This window comes from Zoogloea sp., assembly GCF_041914405.1.
Lineage (GTDB): Bacteria > Pseudomonadota > Gammaproteobacteria > Burkholderiales > Rhodocyclaceae > Zoogloea.
The window spans coordinates 1-3,710 of the sequence record NZ_JAYSDK010000069.1 but is presented as its reverse complement, the minus strand read 5'-3'; the positions used below and the strand labels follow the sequence as shown (position 1 = coordinate 3,710).

Genomic DNA, 3,710 nt, shown 5'->3' with positions numbered 1-3,710 from the left:
CCAGCCGTTAGCTGGCATCCTGCCCAATGGAGCCCGGACTTTCCTCCCGACACTTGCGTGTCCAGCGATTGCCTGGCCGACTTTCCGGGGCGGATTATAGTCTCGCGGGGCCCGCCGGACAAAAGATGCCATTTTAATAGCCGGAATTTTGGGTAAAATCCGCGGTCCACACTCACTCAACAGACATCCCTCTCCAGCATGCGCCCCAGCCCTCTTCGCCAAGCCATCGAACGCGGTGATCTTGCCGCCGTTCGTCGCGCCTTGCTGGACGGGGCCGATCTTGAAGAAGCCGATATCCACGGCAAACGCGGATTGCCCCTGCGTCTGGCCTGCTTCCATGGCCATCTTGCCATTGTGCGGGAACTGCTCGAACTGGGGGCCGACCTGAACGCCGACAATGGCGAAGGTCCGGGCGCCCCGCTGCGCATGGCGCAGCGCGGCGGCCACACGGAGATCATCGCGTTACTGCGTGATTACGGCGCCCAAGCCCGCCAGATGACGACGTCCAATGTACTCACCCACTTTGACCGCCGCCTGCACGGTGAGCGCCGGCGGGCAGCGGGAGCCCCTCCGCATGGCATGCGGGAGCGTCGGCAGCATGAAGACCGGCGTGGCACTTCGATTCGCGAAGTGAGTCTGTCCGCAACACAGTGGGCCGACCTGTTCGGCAGCCGCCTGCGCGGCAACTGACCCGCCCGGACACGCCCCGGCGCTCAAACGGGCAAGGCCGTACGGTCAACCACCTTACGCAGCACAAAACTGGTATGCACCCCCGTCACGCCCTGAATGCGCGTGATCTTGTTCAGCAACAGATCCTGATAAGCATCCATGTCGCGCACCACCACCTTCAGCTGGTAATCCGACTGCTGGCCGGTGATCAGCAGGCACTCCAGCACCTCGGGAATATCGGCGATGGTCTGCTCCAGGTTGGCAAAACGCTCCGGCGTGTGCTGGTCCATCGAGATGCCGATCAGCGCCATCAGGCTCAAACCCAGCTTTTTCGCATCCAGCAAGGCCCGATAGCCACTGATCAGCCCGGACTCTTCGAGTACCCGCACACGACGCAGACAGGGCGACGGCGAGAGCCCGATCCGGTCAGCCAACTCCTGATTGCTGAGCCGTCCCTCGCGCTGCAGGATGGTGAGAATTTCACGGTCGTAACGATCAATTTCCATTTCATGCCAAATTAAAAATAATTTACGCAATTATCTGCCAATAACAACGGAATTCAAGACCCAATTCGCAAGCACCTGCGGTGCACTCCGGCTTAATATTTCGCCATCGCAAATCTTCTCCGAGATCCATCATGTCGCAGACCGCCAAATACACCGCCTTCCCGCCCATCGCCCTCACCGAGCGCCAATGGCCGAGCCGCAGCATCACGCAGGCCCCGATCTGGATGAGCACCGATCTGCGCGACGGCAACCAGGCCCTCTTCGAGCCGATGAATGCCGACAAGAAGATGCGCATGTTCAAGACGCTCTGCGACATCGGTTTCAAGGAGATCGAAATCGCCTTCCCGTCCGCCTCGGAAACCGAATTCGGTTTTGTCCGCAACCTCATCGAAGGCGGCCACATTCCCGAGGATGTCACCATCGAAGTCCTCACCCAGGCCCGCGAGCACCTCATCCGCCGCACCTTCGAGTCCTTGAAGGGCGCCAAGCAGGCCATCGTGCACGTCTATAACGCGACCTGCCCGACCTTCCGCGAGACCGTGTTCAACATGAGCAAGGCCGAAGTCGTGGCCATGGCGGTCGACGCTGTCCGCTTGATCAAATCGCTCGCCGCCGAGATGCCGGAAACGAAGATCACCCTCGAATACAGCCCGGAACTCTTCACCGCCACCGAACTCGACTTCGCCAAGGAAGTCTGCGATGCCGTCACCGCGGCCTGGGGGGCGACACCGGACAACAAGGTCATCCTCAATCTCCCGACCACGGTTGAGATCGCCACGCCCAACATCTACGCTGACCAGATCGAATGGATGCACCGCAACCTCGAGCGCCGCGACAGCGTGTTGATCAGCCTCCACCCGCACAATGACCGCGGCACGGCCGTCGCCGCCGCCGAATTGGGCTTGATGGCCGGCGCCGACCGCGTCGAAGGCTGCCTCTTCGGCAACGGCGAGCGCACCGGTAACGTCGACCTCGTCACCCTCGCCCTCAACATGCACACGCAAGGCGTCGATCCGCAGCTCGACTTCTCGGACATCAACGCCGTCGCCCGCACCTACGAACACTGTACCCAGCTCCCGATCCATCCGCGCCACCCGTACGTCGGGGATCTCGTTTTCACGGCCTTCTCCGGCTCCCACCAGGACGCCATCAAGAAGGGGTTTGCCGCTCAAAAGGCGGATGAGCCATGGGCAGTGCCTTACCTCCCGATCGACCCGGCCGATGTCGGTCGCAGCTACGACTCCGTGATCCGGGTTAACAGTCAGTCCGGCAAGGGCGGCATCGCCTACCTCATGGAAACGGAGTACGGCGTCGTGATGCCGCGCCGTCTCCAGGTCGAATTCTCCGGCGTGGTGCAAAAGCACACCGATACGCATGGCGGCGAAGTCAGCGCCGAAGACATCTGGTCCTTGTTCAACCAGCACTACCTCGGCGCCAGCGCCCCGCTCCAATATCGGGAGCATCACCTCTTCGAGCACGGCGACGCTCAAGGCATTCGTCTTGCCGTCGAAATCGATGGGCAGGCCACCGTGCTGACCGGAGAAGGTAACGGTCCGATCAACGCGGCGGTCCACGCCTTGCAGACGGCCGGTTTCCAGTTCCAGGTCCGCAGCTACGAAGAGCGCTCGATGGTGCCGATGGGTGAAGATGGCAATGCCCGCGCCTGTGCCATGCTTGAAGTGGCCGCCAAGGGCAGTGGCGACTGCTACGGCGTCGGCATCGACAGCAATATCGTCACCGCCTCGATCCGCGCCTTGATCAGCGGCGTCAATCGACTCGGCCACGCAGCCCGCCTCGACGCCGCGGCCTGACCCCCTCCGTCCGGACGATGTTGCGAAGCGGCGGCTTCGGGTATGATCAGCGACCAGACCCAGCCGCCCCAGGAGCCCGCCATCGAAGCCAAACTGAACCCGGATGATGTTGCCAGCCGCATGAAGCTGGAATTGCGGGACATCGGCATTCCACCCCGCCCCGCCATCCTGGAAGAGCTTGACCGCGAACTCTCCAAGGATGAGCCGGATTTCATCCGGCTCGGGCACATCATCAGTGCAGACGTGGGCCTCTCCGCCGGCCTGATCAAGATTACCAACTCCCCCTTCTTCGGCCTTGGGAAGAAAGTTGGCACCGTCCAGGAAGCTTTGTTGCTGCTGGGTCTGCGTATCGTCGTCAACACCATTGCCGGCTTGGCACTACGCCAGACCTTCAAGCATGTGCCGATGATGGACCGTTTCTGGTCTGCCTCTGCCGCTACCGCACGTGTTTCCGGTGCATTGGTCCACGCACTGGGCGTCAAACACCATGTGCGCCCTGAAGATGCCTACACCTTTTCGCTCTTCCGCGATTGCGGCATCCCTGTGCTGATGATTCCCTTCCCGCAGGAATACCGGGACGTGCTGATCGATGCAAACAACGACGCAGAACGCCCGTTCACAGCAGTAGAAGATGGCCGTCTGGGCATCAATCATGCCGCAGTAGGCACAGAACTGGCCCGCAACTGGTGCCTGCCGGATGAGATTTGTGAGGCCATTCAGAGCC

The 3,710-nt window shown here is 61.6% G+C and carries 4 protein-coding genes; 3 read left to right on the top strand and 1 reads right to left on the bottom strand.

Going from position 1 to position 3,710, the window contains the following annotated elements; translation table 11 throughout:
• Positions 1–198 precede the first annotated feature (198 nt).
• A complete protein-coding gene (locus ACE3RX_RS22790; protein WP_374487259.1) occupies positions 199–690 on the top strand; it encodes an ankyrin repeat domain-containing protein in 492 nt (163 codons plus the stop codon).
• A 23-nt stretch (positions 691–713) separates the two neighbouring features.
• On the opposite strand, the gene ACE3RX_RS22785 is transcribed toward ACE3RX_RS22790, so the two are convergent.
• The gene (locus ACE3RX_RS22785) at positions 714–1,175 is read right to left on the bottom strand and encodes an Lrp/AsnC family transcriptional regulator (RefSeq protein ID WP_346192067.1); all 462 of its coding nucleotides are present in this window, start codon (positions 1,173–1,175) and stop codon (positions 714–716) included.
• Between the two features lie 131 nt (positions 1,176–1,306).
• On the opposite strand from ACE3RX_RS22785, the gene leuA reads away from it, so the two are divergent.
• Both leuA and ACE3RX_RS22775 read left to right on the top strand, forming a co-directional pair.
• Complete coding sequence (gene leuA / locus ACE3RX_RS22780) at positions 1,307–2,986, top strand: 2-isopropylmalate synthase (protein ID WP_374487258.1); 1,680 nt, start codon at positions 1,307–1,309, stop codon at positions 2,984–2,986.
• 42 nt (positions 2,987–3,028) lie between these two features.
• Positions 3,029–3,710: HDOD domain-containing protein (locus tag ACE3RX_RS22775; RefSeq protein WP_374487257.1), on the top strand; the 682-nt coding region annotated here is incomplete at its 3' end.

What these genes read in the sequence shown, in the direction of transcription:
- ACE3RX_RS22790 (WP_374487259.1), top strand. Translation starts at nt 199, where the DNA reads ATGCGCCCCAGCCCTCTTCGCCAAGCCATCGAACGCGGTGATCTTGCC.
- ACE3RX_RS22785 (WP_346192067.1), bottom strand. Translation starts at nt 1,175, where the DNA reads ATGGAAATTGATCGTTACGACCGTGAAATTCTCACCATCCTGCAGCGC.
- leuA (WP_374487258.1), top strand. Translation starts at nt 1,307, where the DNA reads ATGTCGCAGACCGCCAAATACACCGCCTTCCCGCCCATCGCCCTCACC.